This is a genomic window from Curvibacter sp. Hmag1.1 (genome assembly GCF_059769165.1).
Genome location: NZ_JBMBGX010000002.1, coordinates 1,599,607 through 1,620,358, shown reverse-complemented (window position 1 = coordinate 1,620,358; position 20,752 = coordinate 1,599,607). Strand labels below are relative to the sequence as shown.

The following is a 20,752-nucleotide window of genomic DNA, read 5'->3' as shown; positions in this document are numbered from 1 at the left end:
ACTAAGGGCGCGCCGCAGCTGCAGTCATTCGCTCATTCACCCTCGATGAGCCATCTGCGAATGTCGCGATTGGCTGAGTTGATGTCAAACCCGATCGGGTCGAACGGCCCACCGCACCATCGGCGCATTGCATCGTGCTCTTCATGCGAGGGGTCCCGGATGGCCTCAAGAAACTCTTCGTAGCCACCCAATCCGCCTACATCTTCTGGTGGACAAGCATTTGCACCGGCTAGGCACATTGGCCAGCTGTTGTGCCCCTCGTTGGCGATCATGACCATCTGTACGCTGACCTGATGCTGCCAGCCATCTCCGAGGTCATACTCGTAAAAGAAGGTTTTTACCTTTGTTCCCAGTACTTCGTCCAAGGTGAATTCGTCGTCGGGCAGGTTGGGCATCTCATCCACCGATTCATCATCAGGCATCCCGTACACGTGACCGTCAATTGTGAATAGGTGCAAATGACTGTTGGTCCAACCCATAGCCGCCTGGATGATGCGGTCCAGGTCTGCCAACGTCATGTTTCCTGGCACACTGATCTGGCGCCAGATGAGCGGCTCGCTATCCACTAGCCTGACCAACATTTGGTAGGCGTACTTCTGTTTACGCTTTTTGATTGATGCGGTTTTTCGCAATGCCATCGGCATAGCTTATCAGTCCAATGCGGGGCGATTCAAACCGCAGCGGTCTATACAGCTGCATGGGTATCAGCAGCCGCAGGTGGCGCCCAGCGATGAGGCAGTAGTTCGTCAATGCGGCTTGCTGGTTGGGTCGGCAAACGCTCCAAGACGTCCTTGAAGTAAGCATAGGGATCGTGCCCGTTGATGCGCGCTGAGTGCAACAAGCTCATCACCGCAGCGCCCCTCTTGCCCGCGCGCAGGCTGCCGGCGAAGAGCCAGTTGGATCTCCCCAGGGCAATCGGGCGAATCTGGTTTTCGACCCAGTTGTTACTGATGGGCACATCGCCGTCGTCGACGAAGCGTGTGAGCTCAACCCAGCGTTTGAGGCTGTAGTCAATGGCCTTGATGGTGGCAGAACCAGGCGGAACCAATTGCCGCCTGGCAATCAGCCAGCGGTGGAATACTGCCAGTACTCGTCTGGACTTTCGCTGTCGAGTCCGTCGCCTTTCATCACTAGGCTTGTCTTCAATCTCGCGCTCGATTCGGAACAGGCTCTGGTAGAAGCGCAGCGCCTGTTTGCCAACCTCACTGCCGTGGTGGACCCACAATTCATGGAACTTGCGTCGTGCGTGTGCCATGCACTGTGCTGAGGTCACGCCCTTTTCAACGCAGGCTGTATAGCCACTGAATCCGTCCGTCACCAGCGTGCCCGTCCATGCCTGATCCGATTCAAGCTTGAGGAAGTCCCGCACGTTCTCGCCGCTGCGGGTCTCGCAGAACTCGAACACCACCGCCTTGACCGGGTTGGAGCTGGGTGTGCAATACGACCAGATGTATGCCTTGTGGGTCTTGCCCTTGCCAGGCTTGAGCATGGCCACTGGTGTCTCGTCAGCATGGAGCACCACGTGGCGGCGAAGTTCGTCGGCCAGTGCGTTCACCAGAGGCTGCAACTGGGCGCCGCATTCACCGACCCACTGGGCCAGCGTTGAGCGCGCGATCACCATACCGGCGCGCTCAAAGATGTGTTCCTGACGATACAAGGGAAGATGATCCATGAACTTGGCGACCAGCACATGAGCCAGCAGTCCGGCTGTCGGGATACCTTTGTCGATCACGTGTGCGGGCACCGGCGCCTGTATCAGCCGCTCGCAGTGCCGGCATGCCCACTTGCCGCGCACGTGGCGCTCTACCGTGAACACGCCGGGCTGGTAGTCCAGCTTCTCGGATACGTCTTCGCCAATGCGTTGCATCTGGCAGCCGCAGCCACAGGTGGTGGATGCTGGCTCGTGGCTCACCTCGCGCCGTGGCAGGTGTGGCGGCAGAGCCTTACGCTTGGCCTTCTTCTTCTCATCATCAGCGCTCTTGGGGGCCAGGCCGAGTTGGTTGATCTCCTGCTCGAGTTCAGCCAGGTCGCTGTCCAGTGTTTCTTCGAGCAGGCTGCGCTGCTCGGGCGCCAGGGTGCTGGCAAACCGTTCGCTGGTGGCGGCGAACTTCAGGCGCTTGAGTACCGCAACTTCGTGCGTGAGCTTGTCGATCACTGCCTGTTTGAATACGGCCTCGTGCTCGCGCTGCGCAATCAGCGCGTCCTTCGCTCTCAGTTGCGCATCGTGTTCGGCCTGCAAGTTCTGCAGCAACTGCTGCACTTGCGGGTCCAAGGAAACGAGCTGCTGCGCGCTGATCATGGAAGGTGATCATGCTGGCGTTTTGCAAGGCGCGCATCGGCATTTACAGCAATTGCAAAGCGTCGATAAACACGCCTCAAATAATGCGAATTACTCCGGCTTCACCCAGTAGTTTCCATGGCAATCCCAGCACCAATGCGTTCAGTTGTGTTCTGCTCAGTTGCAGGTTCACGCTGCCCTGTGAGGTCCAGACGAACTTGCCGGCGTTAAGCCGTCGCGCAACCAGCCAAACGCCGATGCCGTCATGCACCAGCGCCTTCATGCGGTTGGCACGCCGGTTGGCAAATACATAGGCATGGTGTGGATGGGCGGCGCCAAAGACAGACACCACGCGCGCCAATGCGGCTTCACTCCCCATACGCATGTCTAATGGTTGCGCCGCCATCCATACTTCATCTACCCGGATCAACCCAGCACCTCGCGCACCCATGCGGCACTGTCACTGATCATCGGCAGGCTGACCACAACACGGGTTTCACCTCGCTGAATCTGCACTTCAATAACGGGGGAAGTCGCCGGTGCAGCTGGAGTGGCCAGGGACTTGTCAAGTTGGATGGGCAACTGTACAAACGACAGCGCTTGGGCGTTGAGGTCATCACGAGCGACTGTGCTGGGCAAACTTGCGGACGAGGACGCGCGCACCCAGCAGCGCAGCATGTTTGCGTTGATTCCGTTAGCGAGCGCCACGGACGCCATCGATGCATGGGGCTCAAGAGCCAACGCGACAACGCGGGCCTTGAATTCATCAGAATGCTTGCGCCAACTGCGTTTGTGCTGGTTGCCAGCGGCCGGTGAGGTTGGAGTTGTGTACATGTGTCCATCTAAAGTTTGTGGACACAAGCATCCTTGTTCAGCTACGCGAATTCAATGTGTGTTCGCCGGACGCATACGTATCTTCAACCAAGTGGTTGTGTGCCCGATGCTGGCCACAGTTCCAAAGTCGGTGGCGCCAGAAGAGACCCGGCTAATCAGCGTCGGCTTCTAGGTGACCTTGCCCACGCAGCGGGCCAGTCAGATCGGGGAATTGCTGCCTCACAACTGGGCACCGCAGACCACGTAAACATTGCGCCGTCAATGTGCGTTGACCGGTTGCTTACAAATCGCCCCACACAACGGTGTATCAAATCCACGCCGCGTTTGCGTTCCACAGCTGTATCAAATCGAGACTGCGTTTGACACAGGCACGCCTCAATCAACAAGGCGACTTGGCTGGTCGCTTACGGAGTGGACGATTGCCCCGCCAATACATCTTTGCAAAGTCTACCAATGCTCTTCAACAGTACAGATGCAACTCAAGGCAGGGTTGGGTTGTCAGCCAACTTGGCGGCCCATAGAGCAGACGGCATCGCACCTGTGTGTGTGGCGGTACAAATGGCCCGCTAGGCTAGTGTGGGTGCACACTAACAGTGGCCTACTTTTCGATGTACAAAATTATGGGCACGGGTAAAAAGGCGCCGGTACTACTCACACTGCCACTGATTGATGTCCACGTGCACTAGGCTTATCGGTCATCATCATTGCAACACAAATTGCAAGAATGGGGATTTGATTTCCGGACGACGTTTTTCTTAGCTGAATCGAATCAGCTGTCTTCCCTAGGTCGCTTCCTTTGGATTGGCAAAACAGAATGGAGACACGGCTCATTTCTTTGTCTTGCTGATAGGCCATGGGCTGCCCGGCATGAGCGTCGTACATTTTTGAAAAGTTTGCGTCCTCAGACTTCAACTCGACCACTATGGAGTTTGATCCGTTTTGCGGTTTAAATACCAAGTCGGTAGTGCCATTGGCCGCTCCAGGGTGACGGGAGACGCTGAACAGCCTTTTCAGTTTTTTGCCTGCATCGCTGCTGTCTATCCATTGCTCCAGATTTTCCTGCAGAAAGTCTTCTTTGCGTTGTCCCTTGGTGTCGTCGAAAGTCTTTGTGAACCTGTGGGCCTGAATGTAGTTGAGCAAGAGCGATAGCACTTCCATTGAGTTCAAGTAGTCAGCGTAGTGGTCGCGTGTGAGCTCCGAAGCGATTACGCCGCTTCTTATCCGCATTGCGACTGCCTCGTGGTCTGTAGTACCGATATCAGACAGGAATGCTTTCAACTGATGCATTGCCGGTCTGATCAGTTGCTGTGATGTACTGGTCGACTTCAAGTCCGAGACAATTCGCCGCGCGACAGGTTCATTGCCTCCTTCTGAGGCTATGAACTTTTCCAGATTGTCATCGAGGCTTTTGTTGAACTCGTTCGTATCTACTTTGGCCCGGCGCAACGCTTCGCGATTGATCAGTGTGTCGTACTTACTGGCAAGTGTGTATGCGGCGGCAGCGGCAAATTCCACGCGTTTGCCATCGGGAGCAAAAATCCAGCCTGTTTGCTTCACCTCTTGGTAGGCATTGGAGAGCTGTTGTGCGTCGAAGTAGCGATTGATCTTCATCGCCCCTTTGAGCATGAACTCGTCATGACCAACAATGTCCGGGTTCTCTTGAATCGGGTTTTTGTGTGGCCAGTCCACATACAAGGAGTCGAAGTCTTTGGAGCCGATGGATTTACAAATTTCACGCTGAAGGACCTGAGGATCGGTCTCAAGCACTCGGTTCCATGAAAACAATGCGTCGGAGCTCATCTTGCCGGCGCTCTTCGTTTGCCCCCAGACGGTTTGTCTTGAAATGGCGAGTGCACGTTTCGGGATCTCCCGGTTCAATACCTGGGTCGCGAAATCTCGAATGTGTTCATCGTCGTTTTCTTGCAGATGGTGAGTCGCCATTTCATGCAATACCCCATCGTCACCTGTGGGGTGAAGTAGGTACGACAAGATCTTTTCGGTGTCCCATTTTTCCTCTTTGTGAGCCAACATCAAGCGTTGTCTCAAAAGGCGCTCGATCATTCGTTCGGCTGCGCGGACTTTGTGATGGCAATAGATGCGCTCAAACAGATAGGAGCGCGTCATTACAAACATCTCTAGCGCCGATGCACCAGCAGGCTTGAGTCCAAATAAGTAAGCGTCCGTGATGGAGTTGTCTTCTTGGTCAAGATGAATGTCTGAGTTCGTGTCGCTATCTTTGTCAACGTGCACGACAGTCAGTTGTGAAAGCAGTCGGGATACATCAGCTGGAATTGGGAGGCCGCTAAAGTAGGCATCGCGGGCGACGTAATCAATCTTGTCTGCATCCAGGTCGCCAGAGACGATGCACTTCAAGAAGCTAAGGAAGTGCTTTTTCCCCCCGTCCTCCATGATCAGATTCTTGGGGCGCCCGATGATGAAGCCCGTGATGGTTAGCATGCGATCTTCAACAGAACTTAGTCCAATATCTGTCAAAAGCTTTTGCATTGCAGGCGACAAGGCAAACAGCACTGACAGTAGCTCTGCAGGCGCAGAGGATTTGGATTTTTCTACTTCGGGACTAAGAGAACTTTCTCCCGCTTTGGGCAAGAAAGTACTGGGGAAGTGCTTGTCCAGTACCAGATTCAATTGCTTGAACTGCTCTGTAAACAGAGACTTCAGAACGCGCTCGCCGACATGGCTAAAGGCGAGATGACCGCAGTCATGAATTAAGCCCGCGATACATATGCTTTGCCGATGATCGGCAATCTTGTCGCTAATTGAGGTAGGAAGATGTTTTTGGCTAGCACGATATAGCTCATCGAACATCAGGCTTGAAGCCTTCATTGCCCCTATCGAGTGTTCGAGGCGCGAGTGGAGTGCGCCTGGGAAAACGAGGAATGCGAGGCCCAGCTGCCTCACACGTCGTAGACGTTGCATCAGCGGCGTCGAGATGATGGTTTGAGCCGTGGGGTCAGCGGAGACGATCTTCCAAATGGGATCGTTGAAGGCCTTGGTCCGGGATGTGCCTACTTTGACTGTCTCACTCGGAACCAATAACTTCGGAGCAATCCGATCGAAGATGGCTTCGATAAGTGCTGGCGCCGCATTTCTTAGATCGGCGCGTAGTGCGTCCAGAGGGGGGGTTACGCTGGTAGACATGCTTGAGTAGGCAGTTGTTTTTCAACCAACTGTTCTACCCAGGCAACCTCGTCAGGGAAGTCGACTGCATATTGCTTCAAAAGCAAAGACGCTTGCATGGAATCAATGCGCGCAATGACTTTCACATTGCTCGGATTCATTCTCGAAACGATGCCGGCGTTCTGAGCGCCCGCGACAATCTGAGTTCGCTCTTGCAAGAGCGGACCGTCAATGCGGCGCTCCAAGTGCAACGTACTTGCAATCTTTCCGGGCGGATTCGCTTCAACAACAATCCCCTGCAGGAGCTGCTCGACAGGGATTTCGTCATCAGGCGTTAAGGAGTCGGCCGTCGCGCGCCAGGCGCACATCAACATGCACCCGAGCAGCTCTGGTGAGAGGCGTGCCTGCGGGGGCTTGTCGTCGATCCAGCCGTAACTTTCGCGTTCGTATGCTGAGTAATCTCGTGCCATTTTTCTAACCTCCTCTGCATTGGAGGACGGGGCTGACTCCCTCATTTGCTGAGAGATTTTGTATTTTACGCCGCCTCGCCCATCGGGTTTCCACTCATCCTGTCGTCTCGCGCCACTTGAATCCGCGCCCAGATTTCATGCCGAATGTTATCCGCGCGAACGCGCGCTTCTTCGGTCAATGAAATGCTTTTGGTCACAGGATCCACTTCCAATTGCTCTGCAAGTGCCTTCGTCACCTGAGCCAAGTCAATGTGAAATGCAAAGACCATCTGCCCAGTCAATGTGTTCGTCGCCTGGCCCATCTCGTCGCGGACGTACAACTGGCCACCATACGACACAAAAACATCATTGAGTGGTGTTTCAGGTGTGATCGCACCGTACCGCTCCCGGTACGTAGACAGGCATTGCCTCAAGTGCTGAATCTTTCCAGAACCATCACAAATAGCCTTGAGGGCCCGCAATAGCACCAAGTCTACATAGGTGTATTTGCGTCGGACTCCGCGGCCACTCTTCGATGCATCGCCGGCCACATAAATCTTCTCACGGGCCAAGTAGTCCAGCATGTACTTGCTGAACCCAGTTAGCGCACTGACTTCATGGATCAAGAAATGTGATCGGATTTTGACCATAACCATATCTAGTCTATAGCTAGACTAAATATCTGTCAAGTTCCCATATTCGTAGTTACTGTCCCCGCTATCGCTCCTTATATGGATTGGATCTAATTTCGGACTCCACCCCATACTTGGGTGTGCACTGGAATTTCTTGATGGATTCCCGACAAGGGTTGGCCGGTGGTTGCATACGGACACGCCCAAACTGGCATGAATAAATAAGGTCAAGCTTGCTATCTCTGTCAAATAAGGAAGCACGCATGCCACATTTCAAAAAAGCCTTGATCAGTCTCTGTCTGGTGGTCAATGCACCTATGGCCATAGCTTGGGGCGCTGATGGCCACAGTATCATTGCCATGTTGGCTGATGCCCAGCTCAGTCCTGCAGCGCGCAAAGAGGTGCGTCAGTTGCTGGCACTGGAGCCGGGTGCTACGTTGCCGGGTATCTCCACGTGGGCAGATGAACACCGCATCCAGCGACCGCCTCCTGGCACTACGTGAACTTGCCGAGGGGTGACTGCAACTACCAGCCAGAAAGAGACTGCCCGGATGGCAAAATGCGTCGTGGCTGCCCTTGATATGCAGATCGAAATCTTGCGTGCGCCTGGTGACGACGTAAAGCGGCTGACTGCCCTGAAGTATGTGGTTCACCTCATTGGCGACGTCTATTATGGCTTCCAGTGACAAACCGTCCGCGTGCGGCAGGAGACGCAGTATGAAAGCGCCCGAGAAGGACGCCACCACCAGCATCAGCGGCATGCAGTTCTGCGGTGAGGAGGCCGAGAAGCAGTAACCGTCACGCTGGAGCGCAGCCCATCAAGACGGCGCACCCATGCCTGCAATGATGGCCCAGGCGGCCAGGGCGCCGTTGTAGCTGGTGTAGAAGCCAAACACGTCGTACACCGCGCTGCCCCAATTGGCTTGCATCTTGCTTGGTAGGTCGGGGTTTTGGGCCGGATCGGATACGTTGCGAACAAAGCCAAAGGCGACGCTTTGTGCTTGGCAGGTCTGCGCGATCACGGCGTCGTCCATTTCAATGACGGCGAAGTTGGCGTACTCACCCGCGGTGGTGCCGACCACAAAGGTGGAGGCTGTGAGTAGTGGGGTTTGGCTTAGGGTGAGGTTGTTGAGGGCAGGCAGTGTGGTGGGGGTGTCCAGGCCGTCGGCATTGAGTATGGAGAGTGGGTAACTGGTGCCATAGAAGGTGTTGAACTGGTCTGCAATGGATTGCAGGTTGTCGCTGGTGGCGGGGATGTGGAACAGCAAAGAGCTAAAGCCTGATTTGGCGATGATGCTCCAAGCCGGGGCATAGCTGTTGCTGTAGTTGGGCCACGCGCTGGGGGATTGGCCTTGCTCGTACATGGTGGCGGCGTTGACGACGTTGACGGTGCCCAAGTGGTCTTGGGGGCGGCAGCCTCCGGCGGTGCCGATGGACATGATGAGCGAGGGCTGCACTTGGGTGCAGAAGCGTTCGGTCAATGTGGCCAAAAAGCTCGCACCCGGCCAGTCCAGATGGGTGTTGGATTTGAAGAGGAGGACGGTTTGCCCCTCGATTTTGACCAAGCGGTAGTAGCCCCAGTAGGTCCAGTCGGGGGTGTGGGAGTGGTCGGGCAGGTCGGTGTCGTACTTGGTCCAGCCGTCCCAGTAGCCTTTGACGGCTTCTGAGTAAGGCATGTCGCGGTCGCTTTCCACAAACACGTGTTCCATCGCGGCCCATTCGGCAGAGGCCCAAGTGATAACAACCACATCGGCCGACGGGAGCATGTTGGCTGGCGTTCCGGCGGGCAAATCCTGCAACTTGGGGGCAGGTTTGCCAATGGCTGACCAGTCAATTCGCGGCAGCGCGGGCAGGCCCGTGACTTTGGGGTAGAAGCGGTTGCTTTCTGTGGTCTTCTCAGCGCGGGTGTAGTGCTTTGTTGTCATAGAAACCTCCTTGAAAATGGAAACACGGGGGGAACAGGGTTTATGGATTTGGGGATTCAAATCGTGAGCTCGGGCATGGCCGTGCGGCATGCGGACTGGATGCGCACCACCGAGGCGGGTGCATCCAGCTCAACCCAGGCGTCATGCCCTTCGGCTTGGTAAAACGCCTGGATGGCTTGTTTGATGGCAAAAAATACGGTGTTGCTCAGCACCAAGGGAGGCTCGCCCACGCCCTTGGACCGCTTGACCGCGGCCTCATCGCGTTGGGGGGGCTTGGGTTGTTGCTTGCAGCCATTGGCGTCGGTAATCCACACGCGCATGTCCACGGGAATGGAGCGTGAACCCGGTGGTTTGTATTCCCAGGTGTTGGTGGTGGTGAGCGCGCCTGTGGGGTAGCCCTGACGGGGGGCTTCTCGGGAGCCTTGGAAGGTGAGCTCTTCCATCGTGAGGTAACCAATGCCTTGCACAAAGCCGCCTTCGATCTGGCCCACGTCAATGAGCGGATTAAGGCTGCGGCCCACATCAAACAAGATGTCGCTGCGCAGCACGGTGAAGTCCCCCGTGAGGACGTCGATTTCGACTTCACTGGCCGCTACGGCATAGGTGAAATAGAAGAAGGTGTTGCCCAGCGAGTGGCTGATGTCCATGCTGGAGAAGTTGGGCGTTTTGTAGCGTGCCTCAGCCGCCAGACCGACGCGGTTGGTATAGGCCAGTGAGCACACCAGGGGCCACACTTCGCTCCAGTGGTCGCGCCAGTTGCGGGTGACGGCCAGCATTTGCTCGACGCTGGCTTTGTCCATGGCGGTGGTGTCGAATTTGGAGAAGTACACGGTGTATTGCTCCAAATCTTCGCAAAACTTTTCTAAGCGTTCACGCAAGATGCGACAGGCCAGCTCCACCGCGCCGCCATTGAGGTCGGCCCCGGTCGAAGCGGCGGTGGGACTGGCATCGCTGACGACAGTGGTGTCGGTTTCCGCCATTTTGACGAGGGTGATGTCAATGCCCAAGGTCTGCGCCGCAATTTGCGCCAGCTTGGTTTGCATGCCCTGCCCCATTTCCACACCGCCGTGTGACACCAGCACGGAGCCGTCGCTGGCGTAAGCCACTACATAAGCGCCCGCTTGGTCGAGTGTGCCGCGCGAGTCGGAGTACGAGATGCCGTACTTGAGCGGAATCATGGACAGGCCCCGCTTGCGCCAGCGGTTGTTGGCATTGAATTCGGTCACCGCCGCACGGCGCTGGTCGAACGCGCTCACTTGCTTGAGCTGCTGCCAGAGTTGCACCAGCTTGCTTTGCTTCAAGCCTTCCATGTAGGGGGTGAAGTCGTAGGCGGTGGTGCTGACTTCTTTGAGCGCCACCATATTGCCCAAGTTGGCCGCTCCAGTGAAGGTGTTGGTAGGGTCATGGGCCTGCACAGCGGCGGTGAAGACAGCTTCGTCCGCAAATAGCTGGCCCAGCAAAGGCTCCAATGCCTTGATGGCGGGCGGGTCTAAGCGAAAGCGCAACAAGGTGCCCAGGGTCTGGGGCGTGATGCGGAACGCACCCCACTCGCCCACGCCGTCTTTGTAGAGGTTTTTCTCGCGCACCTCTTCCGGCGTCTTGCCCAACTTGTAAGCCACATGCTCTATGGCCTGCTCGCTCAAATTGACCGCCTGCACAAACCCAAAGCTGCGAAAGGCGGTGTTACTCAGCGAATTGGTTTGGCACACCTGGCCGCGCACGCGGTAGGTGGGGATGTTGTAGGCGTTGTCGTTGGACTGCAAAGAAAAATCCATGACAGGCAAAGACAGGTCGTAGGTGTTGCCACCATCCGAGATGAAGTCCATCGAAAAGCCTTTAATGGCTCCGTCTTCGGCATAGGCCACGGCGTATTGGCCTTGGTAGGCGTGGCGTCCACCGCAGTTGATGAAGTTGGTGTTGCGATCCAGCGCCAAGCGCACGGGCTGCTGTAGCGTCCAGGCCGCCACCGCAGCGGCAGTGGAGTTGAAGTGGGAGAGCGACTGCCGCCCACCAAACCCACCACCAATGCGCGTGAGCCGCACGCGCACGTTCACCGCGGGCACGCCCAGTGCACCCGCCGCAGCGTATTGGTTGTCCGCGATAGCTTGGCTGGCAGTGTTGAGGGTGATGGATCGGTTTTCCCCCGGCACGGCCAGGGTGTTCATGGTCTCGAGATAGAAATGGTTTTGGTATCCGGTGCGGCGCAAGCCGTGCACCACAGGAAACTCTGTCGCCCCTTCTTTCAAGGCATGGTGATGGGGTTCTTGGAGCCAAGCATGATTGCTGCCCGGACGCACGATTTCGGGGATGTGGGTGAGCGAGGGTGCGGTGGGCGGGTTTTGCTCAAAGTAGTGTTTCTCGGCCAAGGCCACATCAAAGTCTCTGGTTTTTTCGGGCAAGAAAACAATGCATTGGGTGCGCACAAAGTTGGCAATTTCTTGCGCTGCACGCCGGTTCCTAGCCACCACCAAGCCGATTGGGGCACCCACGCTGGTGACGTGGTGGGGGAAGAAGTTGCGGTTGGCGGCAATGCCGTCGGGCAGCGCCTGGTCTTGGCTGGGCACAAAGACGGGATCGTCTCCTCCCAGCCCGATCCAATTGGCGGCTTTGACGGGGACGTCTTCGTAGGTAACCAGGGCGGTGAAGTCGGCATACCAGTCGCGCAAAAACTGCTGGAGCAGTGCCACGGACACCCGCTCGCCTTTGTTGCCATAGGCAGTGGTGATGGGGAGCTGGTAGTAAAACTGGCCGAACGCAATCAGGCTGTACACATAGGCAGCCTCCAGCGTGTGGGGCGGGCGCACCAAGTCGTGGGTGTATTGCACCTCGCCCGTGGTTTGCATAAAGGCGGATAGCTTGACGAACGGCTCCGATACCGGGGCCTCTGCGGGGTAGGAGTTGTAGTACTGCTGCCCGGTTGACACGGGGCGCACATAGTTTTGCCCTGCCGAGCGCACTTGGGGTGGCACGGCGGTGGCCCCACTGGCCTCGGCCACGGCGACAAAGAATTTGTAAAACAGGTTTTCTGCCAGTGTCGCGCGGAAGGAGAAGGGGATTTGCCCAATTTCATAGGGACCCGCCGGCCCCACGGGGGGAGCCCACACCGCCACCTCTTGCGCAAGACTGCGCAGGGCCTGGCGCAAGGTTTCCTCGTTCCACAGTCGGCCCATTAGCAGAGCGCGGGTGGCATCCACCGTGATGGGGTGGAATTGCACGCCATAGGTGGTGGAGGCCAAGGCGTAATCGGCGCGAATGCCGTCGTACACCAAGCGGCATTCGGCCACACGCCCATCGGCCTCCAAACGCACGAAGAATCCGGCGTTCACCAAGGCGTGCGCATCTTCATCGCGGCGGCGGATTTTGTAGCTGCGCACGTAGCTGCGCTCGACCGTCCAAGGGATCACGATGGATTCATAAATGGCGTCCACAGGCAACTGGCTGTCCTGTGGCAATTGCAAGATGTCGTACAACTTGCTGCCGGACTTCCAAGACACCTTCACCTTGGCGGCCAAGGCGCCCAGCACCAGCACCACATCTGACAAGAAGCCCAGATTGGTAGCCATATGGATATTGCCCGCCACGCTGGCCTCATTGCGCACTTGGTGGTTGGCCACCACTTTGAGGTGGTCACGAAGTGCCACCATGCCCTGTGTTTGCACCGGGTCGCGGCTGTCGATGGTGGTTTGCAAAATCTCCAGCAAACGGGTGAGCGAGATCGCGCCACCGCACTCCAGCCCTTGATCCGTCACCCGCACGGCCTGCAACTCGGCAATGACGGACACATCCACCAACGACTGGGGGTTGAGCGGGGTTTCGGCGTAGATGGGCTGTGTTTCGTAAATGCCTACCGAGGTGTTGCCACACACCAGGCGAAAGTTCGCTCCCGTGGGGCCAGCAGCGGCTTTGTGCGCATAGAGCGCATCCAACGAGATGGGACGCTGGTAGGTGTAGCCGTTGCGAGCAAAAACTAAGGGCTGCGGGCTGCGCATGTATTCCACAAAGTCCGCAGGAGGCGTGATCTTGCTGAAGGGTTTGATGCCGCTGGGGGCAAAGGCCGGATCTATCTTGATGGTCGGCTGCGGGCAAGGTGGTTTGTAATCGACCGCAAATTGCTTGAATGCTTCTAATATGGGGCGATAGCCCGTGCAGCGGCACAGGTTGCCGTCAAAGTTGTCTTCGATCTCGCGCTCGGTCAGACACGCTTTGTTTTGCCGCAAGGTGAACATGTTCATGGTGAAGCCCGGCGAGCAATAGCCGCACTGCGATCCGTTGTTCGCCGCCAGCTTGTATTGCACCTCATCCACACCGTCTTGCACATTGCCAATGCCTTGGGTGGTGGTGACCATCGTGCCATCCAGCGCCACCAGTGGACGCAAACAGGCATTGATGGATTTGTTCACCACCTTGTCCTGGCCCAGGTCGTAGCTGGTAAGCATGACCGTGCACGCGCCGCAGCCGCCCTGACCGCAGACCAGCTTGGTACCGCCCTTAGCCACTTCGGGCAGATGCAGGTAGTCGATCAGGCGGGTCTGTGGGGACACGTCGGTGAGGGTAACGCGCTCGCCATCCAAGATAAAAGTGATCTGGTTGCGCGGCACGGGCTCGTTATTGAGTGTGGAGAGAAACAGGTCTTCAAACGCGGGCGTGGTCACGTTAAAGCACGCCCGAATTGGCGAACCATCGTCGCGCAGCAGCAACTCACCAGAGCGTTCGTCGTTGGGGGTGTACACCACCAAACGCACATCGCGGTACACACCCAAATCCCCTTGCGTCAGAATGGCAGCGGCCAGCGGGTCCCAAAAATCAAAGTCCCCGGACGCAATGAATCCATAGTCCGCGGTGAGCGCCTGGTACACAAAGTCTGCTGACGGGGTGATGTGGTTTTCCAGCAAGCGCAGGTAAAACGCGGTGGTGATGGGCGCGTGCTGTGTAGCGTCCAAGGGGATCAGCGTAATGGGTACACCGCTGCGAAACACATAGTCCGCAGCCACAGGATCGCAGTAGATATTGAACTCGGCCACCACGTTCGGGTTGCTTGGGTCTGCTGCATGCACATTGCCCGGCGCATCAATCGCCCCACCCATAATGTAAATGCGCTCAATGCGCTGCACGAGCTCGGGGGACTCTTTGAGCAGGGTGCCCAAATTGGTCAACGGGCCAATCGCCAAAATATGCAGCTTGTCGGCCGAGGCCAACAATTGCTCTCGCAAAAAGGCCAGCGCATCAGGTAGCGCAGCATGCGGGTTGGCAGGCAAAGCAATGCCAAACATGGTGTCCATCTGCTCCCGAATGCCTTCGGGGAACTGGTGGTCGTATGCCATCGGTTTGGTCAAACCTTTGGCCACTGGCAACTCGGGCACGCCCGCCAGTTGCACCAGCTTGAGGGCGTTGCGCGTGCCTGGCTCCAGATGTGCGGCACCCGTACCCACCACCGTAATGCCCACCACCTCGATCTGAGGGTGGTTGAGCAGATAGAGCATGGCCATCCAATCGTCGATATCGACATCGGTATCAATAATGACGCGTGTTCTCTTGGCGGTAGTAGGCATCCGCACCTCCTGAATGTGTGTTGTTGTCATGGGGTTTGCCAGTCGCACGCCGGCATGTCAGCGTGCTCCTGTAGACACATCCACAGGAGCACGCCAAGACTGCGACGAGGGACTATTCGCCCTTAATCAGCGTGGCCACGGCGGTGTGGGGCCAGTTGATCATGGGCCCGTCTTTGAGCGCGGGGAACTGCAGCATGATGACCTGCGAGTACTGCAGCATGTAGTACGGTTCCCCCCCATCCCGTGACACGATAGAGACAGCAAATGTGGCGGTCATGTCGGTGGACTTGGCCTGCTTGTCCAAGAACGGAATGTTGACAATATCGCCTTGGTTGCGCGTTTTGACGGTGAGCACCTGGGTTTTCAAAAACGTCAGCCCCTTGTGCGCATCATTGAGCTGCTTGTTCACATCGCCGGTGTTGTCAGAATCGTAAATCGCGGGGGCCGGGAAGTTCTCTTTGGGAAACGGAATCGCGTGGAACGGGGGAAACTTGTACGGCCCGGTTTGCTCGTGCGCGCTCCCAAACAAGATGACTGCATTTCCGTGAGGAATGGTCAGCTCCCGGATCAGACTGGCGGAGGCTTTGGGATTTTTGGTGGCAGGCACATTCAACCAAAAGCCCATCTCATCGTGCAAGGGCTCCATGGTTTTTCCGTCCACCACTTGGTGGTGATACCGCAAACCGTTGAGAAAAATATCCGGCTGCTCAAACCCACCACGGTCCGGCGTAGGTGCAGCTACCGAGAAGGTCAATGTCTCGTTGGTCAAGGGATGTCCTATGGCGCGAAACAAACCCTCTTTCGCAGGCGTAGCGAGCATAGTGTTGCCCTGTCCGTTCCAGGTGCCCACCAGCATTGACAAGGGCCCCAGCTTCGGGTGAATCGGGGCGAATGTGGGCCCAGGCACGGGGAAGCCGTTGATGTATTCCTTGCGGGTGTAATGGGGTTGGCTGCTGGGTGTAGCAGTTTTCTTGTTAGATGCTTTGGTGGCTGGTGCAGCCGCAGGAGAGGCAGTGGTTTCTTTCATGAATGCAATGATCTGAATTGTGTTGTTCACACACTCCAGCCACAGCAGGCCGCCCAGCCGGAGTGCACCCCCAGAAGCTTTGGACAAGCCAATACCGTTAGCACCAATGCTCCGCGAAGAACATCGTTTTTTACGAAATTCTTTTGTTCCCAAACTCCCAGCACTAAGGTTAAGGATGCTCTGCAAAACCTCGGCGGCAATTTAACGTGCCGGGTGATGCCTGAAATATCAATGTGTCTTCCGAAAGACAAATCACTAAAACATTTTCATTACGCAGATGCGAGCACACTGTTGTTTAGCGTTAGTTTGGATAATTTGCGCATGAAACAAGCCAGCCTGAAGCTCAATCTGAATGTCAAAAAGACGCGTAAGGAAGTGTTCCTCGAGCAAATGGAGCTGGTGGTTCCATGGGCTGCTTTGGTTTAACTCATTGCGCCGTATTGCCGCAAAGGAAAGACCGGGCTGCCCCCGTTTTCCCTGCAAACCATGTCGCGTTCACTTCATGCAGCAATGGTTCACGTTATCTGATCCGGCCATGGAAGAGGCGTTCTTTGATACCCCGCTGTACCGGGAGTTTGCGCAACTTGAAGAGTATGGCCGCCTGCCCGATGAGAGCACCATCCTGCGATTTCGCCACCGACTAGAAAAGCACAAACTCTCCGAGCAAATACTGGCCACAGTCAACGCACTACTGGAGCAACGCGGGCTGCTGCTTAAGACAGGCACCGTCGTGGACGCGACCTTGATCGCAGCGCCATCGTCCACTAAAAACAAAGACAAAGGGCGAGACCCCGAGATGCACTCCAGCAAAAAGGGCAAGCAGATGTACTTTGGGATGAAGAAATTTCGTATGAGTCCGGCGAATACCGTACTTAACGGTTGTGTTGAAGTCAGATGTCTGCGAGGTGACGAAGCAGGCCGAAGGCGACGCGCCAAGTCTGACCATCGCAGTCGAGTGTGGCTGTACGCTGGTTGATGCGCACGATCAAGCCGACACGCTGTTGCAAATCCTGGTCTGTAAAGCTCACCCTACTGCCAACGCGGAAGTCTTCACGTCTTGCGATTTCCGGCGGCGGGCTGGGGGTATTTTGTGCGCTCGAGGCAGCAGTAGCGTCGTTGGAAGTCGTTGGTTCGCTTGAAGGCGTCAACATGATTGCCTCATAGGGCACGGTAAAGTGGCTGTGGCTGGCCTCGTCAAGTAATGTCACGCGGCTATCCTTCATGGCGATGACACGCGCAGCCTTCAGTTTGCCCGTATTCCAATCAAAGAACTGCACCTGCTGACCGGCGTGCAATTGCGTTCGTGCCTGGATGATGCGTCGTGGATCAGCCAACAATCGATCAATGACCCAGCTCAGTTGGTAGAGCTCAGCGCTGGTGGCCATTGGCAAGTCTTCGATCAGTTTGATACGCATGGCAATATTGTGCCAAGCCGCACGGCTCAGGCGGCCAGTTGCAGGACTTGACTGGGCGTCCCGAGTTGGCTTGCCACCACCCATGGCAGCAATTCATCGATCCGATTGATGGGGTGATCGGCAATGCGCTCCAGTACATGTCGCAGGTACGCATAAGGGTCAACGCCATTGAGCTTGCAGGTACCAACCAGGCTGTAGATAACGGCAGCCCGGTCGCCACCGCTGTCGGAGCCGAAGTGCAAATAGTTCTTGCGCCCAAGCACCACACCACGCAGGGCACGCTCGGCCGTGTTGTTGTCAATCTCGATGCGGCCGTCGTCCACATAGACGTTAAGGGCCCGCCAATTACTCAGCGCATAGCCGATGGCTGACGCCATGGGCGACTTGGCCGAGAGCTGCGACAGACTTTCGTTCAACCAAACCTGCAGTTCCAGCAGCTTTGGCCTGGCATGCGCTTGGCGGTATTGCCGGCGCTGCTCGGCACTGTGCCCGCGAACCGCCTGCTCAATGGCATACAGAGCGCCGATACGCTGCAATGCTTGGTGGGCCAAGGTGCCGCTCACATGCTCCTGGCGTTCATGGATCTCATAGAACTTTCGCCGGCAGTGGGCCCAGCACGCAGCCTCTACAACACTTCCATCCGCAAAGAGTCGGTCATATCCGGCATAAGCGTCGGCCTGCAGAACGCCGGTAAAACCACTCAAGTGACGTTTTGGGTTCTCTCCCTTGCGGTTCTCGGAATACTGGTACCACACCGCCGGCGGCGACGGGTCCGCCCACCCTCGGTCATCACGGGCATACACCCATAGTCGTGCGGTTTTTGTCTTGCCTTTGCCGGGACTCAGAACCGGCACCGGGGTGTCGTCGGTGTGAACCTTGTAGGCACTCAGAACGTATTTGTGCAGAATTTCTACCAGTGGCTCCAGCAAACTGGCGCAACCGGCCACCCAGTCGCACTGGGTTGAGCGTTCAACGTGCACGCCAGCACGGGCATAAATCTGGTTTTGCCGGTACAGCGGAATGTGATCGCAGTATTTGCTCACCAGAACCTGTGCCAGCAAGCCGGCACCGGCCAGGCAGCGGTTGATCGGGCGGCTGGGTGCCGCCTCCTGCGTAATCGTGTGGCACTGGCTGCATACGAACTTAGGGCGGATGTGGCGAATGACCTTGAAGCTACCGGGCACGTAGTCCAGCACCTCGGAGACGTCCTGTCCAATTTGCTGCAGGCCGGTACCGCATGACCCGCATTTGCAATCCGCTGCACAGCCACTGTGCACCACGTCCTCGCGGGGTAGGTGCGCTGGCAGGCCTTGCTGCGGCTGTGCAGATGTTTTGTTACGCTTCTTACGTTCCGCGTCCAAGTCGGCAACATTGCCTGCGTCGGTATCGGTCACGGGGGCATTCGCCGGCAGCAGTGGCATCAGAGCCACACTGAGCAATTCCAATTGGATTTGCGCTGCCTCCACCTTCTCGCTGGAGCGGCCATAACGCATACGCTTCAAATGCGTGAGCTCCATCTTGAGCTTGTCAATGGTCAGGCGAAGCGCCTTGATCGTGAGGTCGCGCTGCACCACATCCTGTGTCAGGGTGTCTATGGTTTGCAGCAGCACATCGGAACTCATGGGGCAATACTTTGCCAGGCAATTTAGTACCGCAATAGAGGATTTCCACTGTCAACCGAAGTACCCATTTATGCAGTGCAGGACGCCTACATCGCAAGCGTCGGCTGGGCTGTGCGCACCGGCATGCGCCAGTCAATTCCCTCAAGCAACATGGACAGTTGCGCTGGCGTCAGTACCACCGAACCACTCAAGGCCTGTGGCCATATGAAGGTAAGCAACCGGTCAACACACATTGACGGCGCAATGTTTACGTGGTCTGCGGTGCCCAGTTGTGAGGCAGCAATTCCCCGATCTTACTGGCCCGCTGCGTGGGCAAGCGTGTGAGTACGTCTTTCAGATAGGCGTACGGATCGTGCCCATTGAGCTTGGCACTCTGAATCAAACTCATCACCGCCGCCGCACGTTGACCAGCTCGCAGCGAACCCGCGAATAACCAGTTGCCCCTGCCGATAGCTGCCGGGCGAATTTGGTTTTCGCACCAATTGTTATCTATGGGTACTTGCGCATCGTCCAGATACAGCGTCAACGCCTCCCAACGTTTGATGCTGTAGTTAATCGCTTTTGCGGTGGCCGATCCACTGGGCACCTTGCTGGCCTGCAACAGTAGCCACTGGTGCAGTAGGTCGGCAATGGGCCTGGATTTTTCCTGCCGGATTTGCAGACGAATGGCCGCTGGTAATGACTTGATGTCACGTTCGACGTCATACAGTAGGTCGAAGAATTTCAGGCCCTCTGCGGCAATCAGACTGCTGTGATTGGCGTGCAGTTCAAACAGTTTTCGGCGCGCATGCGCCATGCATCCGGCTTCTTTGACGCCTTTGGTGAACAGCGATTTATAACCCCCGTAATCGTCGCAAACCAGAGAGCCACGCCAGCCACGGTCATCGTCATCAGACTTCCCCAGAAACGTTCTGGCATTCTGGCCGGCGCGGGTCTCGCAGAAGTCGTAGACGACGGCGCGTATCTGCTCAAAGGCACCAGGAGCGTATGCCCACAAGTAGGCCTTGTGGGTCTTCTTATTGCCGGGCTTGAGCATCGGGATCGGAGTCTCATCGGCATGCACCACAGCGTGACTCAGTACCGTCTCTTTCAACGCATCCACCAGCGGCTGCAATTGCACGCCGCACATGCCCACCCAGGCTCCCAGCGTGGAACGTGCAATCTCCAAGCCGGCGCGGCCAAAGATTTTCTCTTGCCGGTACAGCGGCAAGTGATCCGCATATTTGGCCACCAGCACCTGTGCCAACAGGCCAGCGGTTGGAATGCCTTTGTCAATGACTTGGGCCGGTACCGGCGCCTGAATCAGTGTTTCACACTGGCTACACGCCCATTTGCCGCGAACATGCAGCTCAACAGTGAATACGCCGGGCGTGTAGTCCAGCTTTTGCGCGACGTCCTGGCCAATGCGCTTGAGCTGGCAGCCACAAGTGCAGGTGGTGGAGTCTGGTTCGTGGTGGATTTCTACACGGGGCAGGTGATCCGGCAGCGCTGCACGTTTGGGCTTGCTACGGTGGTCTTTATCGGGCTTGGGCGCCGGCGTGAGGTTTTTGAGTTCTTGCTCAATCGCCGCCAGGTCTTCATCGCAGGCTTCATCGAGCAGACTGGTCTGCGTGGCATCGAGTTGTTCGCGGCTACGACCAAACTGTAGTCGCTTCAAGGTCGCCATCTCGTGCGTGAGCTGGTCGATCTTGCTCTGACGGTACAGCAGCTCTTTGCTCTGCGTGCTGACCTTTTCCATCAGTCCACTGACCAGATTGCACACATCGTGCGCGCTCATTTGTTGCAGTGAATCGGGCGTAAAAACCATGGATTGAAGTGTGCCAAATGGCGCAGAATTTCGCCATCGGTGCATGCACTAATGGACGCCAAGTACGCGCGCTACT

Annotated in this window: 14 protein-coding genes and 1 pseudogene; 2 read left to right on the top strand and 13 right to left on the bottom strand. The window is 56.7% G+C overall.

Features of this window, described 5'->3' with window-relative positions:
* Positions 1-32: 32 nt before the first annotated feature.
* From ACOAP0_RS08235 to ACOAP0_RS08205, 7 genes are all read right to left on the bottom strand, one after another.
* The gene (locus tag ACOAP0_RS08235; RefSeq protein ID WP_498374845.1) at positions 33-638 is read right to left on the bottom strand and encodes a plasmid pRiA4b ORF-3 family protein; all 606 of its coding nucleotides are present in this window, start codon (positions 636-638) and stop codon (positions 33-35) included.
* 47 nt (positions 639-685) lie between these two features.
* Positions 686-2,299 (bottom strand): IS66 family transposase, encoded by a 1,614-nt coding sequence (gene tnpC, locus ACOAP0_RS08230; RefSeq protein ID WP_498374846.1) that lies wholly within the window; start codon positions 2,297-2,299, stop codon positions 686-688.
* A 76-nt stretch (positions 2,300-2,375) separates the two neighbouring features.
* Positions 2,376-2,684 carry an IS66 family insertion sequence element accessory protein TnpB gene (gene tnpB, locus ACOAP0_RS08225; protein WP_498391372.1) on the bottom strand — a complete coding sequence of 103 codons (309 nt, stop codon included), beginning with the start codon at positions 2,682-2,684 and terminating at the stop codon, positions 2,376-2,378.
* 20 nt (positions 2,685-2,704) lie between these two features.
* Positions 2,705-3,112: a transposase gene (locus tag ACOAP0_RS08220; RefSeq protein WP_498374848.1), complete on the bottom strand. Its 408-nt coding sequence runs from the start codon at positions 3,110-3,112 to the stop codon at positions 2,705-2,707.
* 651 nt (positions 3,113-3,763) lie between these two features.
* Positions 3,764-6,271, bottom strand: coding sequence for an HD domain-containing protein (locus tag ACOAP0_RS08215; RefSeq protein ID WP_498391371.1), 2,508 nt, complete (start codon positions 6,269-6,271; stop codon positions 3,764-3,766).
* The gene (locus ACOAP0_RS08210; RefSeq protein ID WP_498374850.1) at positions 6,256-6,720 is read right to left on the bottom strand and encodes a hypothetical protein; all 465 of its coding nucleotides are present in this window, start codon (positions 6,718-6,720) and stop codon (positions 6,256-6,258) included. The genes ACOAP0_RS08215 and ACOAP0_RS08210 overlap by 16 nt, the downstream gene beginning before the upstream one ends.
* A 65-nt stretch (positions 6,721-6,785) precedes the next feature.
* On the bottom strand, positions 6,786-7,355 hold the full coding sequence (locus tag ACOAP0_RS08205) for a hypothetical protein (protein ID WP_498391370.1): 570 nt from the start codon (positions 7,353-7,355) through the stop codon (positions 6,786-6,788).
* Between the two features lie 239 nt (positions 7,356-7,594).
* Between ACOAP0_RS08205 and ACOAP0_RS08200 the strand changes: the two genes are divergently transcribed.
* Positions 7,595-7,834, top strand: a complete 240-nt coding sequence (locus ACOAP0_RS08200; RefSeq protein WP_498374852.1) for a S1/P1 nuclease — start codon at positions 7,595-7,597, stop codon at positions 7,832-7,834.
* Positions 7,835-8,149: 315 nt separating this feature from the next.
* Here the strand turns inward: ACOAP0_RS08200 and ACOAP0_RS08195 are convergent, their stop codons facing one another.
* The 3 genes from ACOAP0_RS08195 to ACOAP0_RS08185 form a co-directional block, all read right to left on the bottom strand.
* Positions 8,150-9,256, bottom strand: coding sequence for a phosphorylase family protein (locus ACOAP0_RS08195; protein WP_498374853.1), 1,107 nt, complete (start codon positions 9,254-9,256; stop codon positions 8,150-8,152).
* A 56-nt stretch (positions 9,257-9,312) separates the two neighbouring features.
* Positions 9,313-14,835 (bottom strand): molybdopterin cofactor-binding domain-containing protein, encoded by a 5,523-nt coding sequence (locus tag ACOAP0_RS08190; RefSeq protein ID WP_498391369.1) that lies wholly within the window; start codon positions 14,833-14,835, stop codon positions 9,313-9,315.
* 82 nt (positions 14,836-14,917) lie between these two features.
* A complete protein-coding gene (locus tag ACOAP0_RS08185) occupies positions 14,918-15,832 on the bottom strand; it encodes a heme-binding protein (RefSeq protein ID WP_498374855.1) in 915 nt (304 codons plus the stop codon).
* Between the two features lie 321 nt (positions 15,833-16,153).
* On the opposite strand from ACOAP0_RS08185, the pseudogene ACOAP0_RS08180 reads away from it, so the two are divergent.
* Positions 16,154-16,673 (top strand): annotated as a pseudogene (locus ACOAP0_RS08180) (IS5 family transposase); the annotation flags it as partial.
* A 49-nt stretch (positions 16,674-16,722) separates the two neighbouring features.
* Here ACOAP0_RS08180 and ACOAP0_RS08175 read toward each other — a convergent pair.
* From ACOAP0_RS08175 to tnpC (ACOAP0_RS08165), 3 genes are all read right to left on the bottom strand, one after another.
* Positions 16,723-17,247: a hypothetical protein gene (locus ACOAP0_RS08175; protein ID WP_498374856.1), complete on the bottom strand. Its 525-nt coding sequence runs from the start codon at positions 17,245-17,247 to the stop codon at positions 16,723-16,725.
* Positions 17,248-17,273: 26 nt separating this feature from the next.
* Positions 17,274-18,869: an IS66 family transposase gene (gene tnpC / locus ACOAP0_RS08170; RefSeq protein ID WP_498374857.1), complete on the bottom strand. Its 1,596-nt coding sequence runs from the start codon at positions 18,867-18,869 to the stop codon at positions 17,274-17,276.
* 247 nt (positions 18,870-19,116) lie between these two features.
* Positions 19,117-20,676, bottom strand: a complete 1,560-nt coding sequence (gene tnpC, locus ACOAP0_RS08165) for an IS66 family transposase (protein ID WP_498374858.1) — start codon at positions 20,674-20,676, stop codon at positions 19,117-19,119.
* Between the last annotated feature and the right edge of the window lie 76 nt (positions 20,677-20,752).